Source organism: Aquiflexum sp. (assembly GCF_977115555.1).
The window spans coordinates 1-1,474 of the sequence record NZ_CDSBKL010000638.1 but is presented as its reverse complement, the minus strand read 5'-3'; the positions used below and the strand labels follow the sequence as shown (position 1 = coordinate 1,474).

The 1,474-nt window shown below is 40.6% G+C and carries 1 protein-coding gene; it reads left to right on the top strand.

What is annotated here, in order from left to right; all coding sequences use genetic code 11:
• The first annotated feature begins 715 nt into the window (after window positions 1-715).
• Window positions 716-1,429 carry a class I SAM-dependent methyltransferase gene (locus ACZFYI_RS20325; RefSeq protein WP_462525943.1) on the top strand — a complete coding sequence of 238 codons (714 nt, stop codon included), beginning with the start codon at window positions 716-718 and terminating at the stop codon, window positions 1,427-1,429.
• Window positions 1,430-1,474: the final 45 nt, after the last annotated feature.

Sequence of the window (1,474 nt, the reverse complement as noted above, 5' to 3'; positions counted from 1 at the left end):
ATATGAGAAGCGAGAAACGAGATGTAAGAAGCGAGATGCAAGAGACTAGAAACAGCTTATCCTTGTCATTTCGAAGGAGGTACGACTGAGAAATCTTTGTCAGAAACAATAGGCGAGACTTGGATAATTCAGAATTATGAATTCAGAATTAATAATTTCAAACTCTCCATCCTACCTACTCCATACCTCGTACTTCCCAAAACTTAACTCCCCTGCTTCCTATATCCCAGTTCCATGCCAATTGAAAAACAGTCAAAACAGCGAATTAAGGCTGATTGGAGGGATAAATCCTAAAAATCACGGACATTATTGTTCGCTTGCGGTCGAAAATAGAATCCAAAAAAAAAGCAAGGCCGGGACAGCATCCTAACCTTGCTTTATATCAATAAACTAAAATACCTCTATGGAAAGAACGTTGTGGTTTATGAGGCAGGAAACCTTGGTTAGGATATTAGCTGTTTTCAGGGCCAAGAATGAATAGTTGGTTTAGCTTTCATAAAAACAAAAAGGGTTTTAATAGTTGGCTCCAAACTGATATCCTAAAAACATGCCAAACGCCAAATGTGGTCAAATGTGGACTTGGGGGCTGTTTTTGATTTCTACCTACATTAAATGCGAACAGTATTCGTCCAATAGCGGTCAAAACAATTACAGAGGAAGGGTGTTTTTTTGGTATATTGTTTTGGCTTCCCATATTTTCATATTCCATTAAACCATGAAAAAACTATTCCTTTCCTTCCTTTTTCTGTTTTCAATGTCTTTCCTTTTTGGTCAAAACCAAACCAAGACTGATGAAATCTACACCTACAAAACCCCTGACCGGGATGGAACAGGTAAAGTATATATGGGAAGGGAGATCTCTCAAGTGATGAACTTTATGGGAATGAGTTGGCTTGAGCGGTCCACACGTCCGCAGGAAGAATACACCGAATTGGCCATCAAAAACCTACCCATAGACAAAAAGAGCGTGGTGGCGGATATCGGTGCAGGATCGGGATATTACACTTTTAGGATTGCCAAAAAAGTACCTGAGGGTAAAGTCTATGCTGTCGAGATCCAGGATCCTGCCATCAAATACCTGAAGGAACGCAGCGAAGAACTCGGCTTTGACAATGTCATCACCATTAAGGGAACCGAGCAATCCCCTATGCTTCCTGACAATTCCATTGATTTGGCGATAATGGTGGATGTCTACCATGAGTTGCTGTATCCGCAGGAAGTATTGCAAAGCATCAAAAAATCCCTGAAACCAGGCGGTAAACTCCTGCTGATAGAATACCGTGGGGAAGATCCCGAGGTAGCCATCAAAAGACTCCACAAAATGACCGTAGACCAAGTCACCAAAGAACTTTCCGCCAATGGATTCAAATTGGTACAAAACGGTCAGTTTATGAGGATACAGCACTTTTTGGTTTTTGAGAAGAATTAAAGCTGTTATTTGGTTAATTGATTAACTGGTTAACTGATCAACAGG

Excerpts from the sequence above, each read along its gene's own strand:
- ACZFYI_RS20325 (WP_462525943.1), top strand. The coding sequence starts at position 716 with ATGAAAAAACTATTCCTTTCCTTCCTTTTTCTGTTTTCAATGTCTTTC.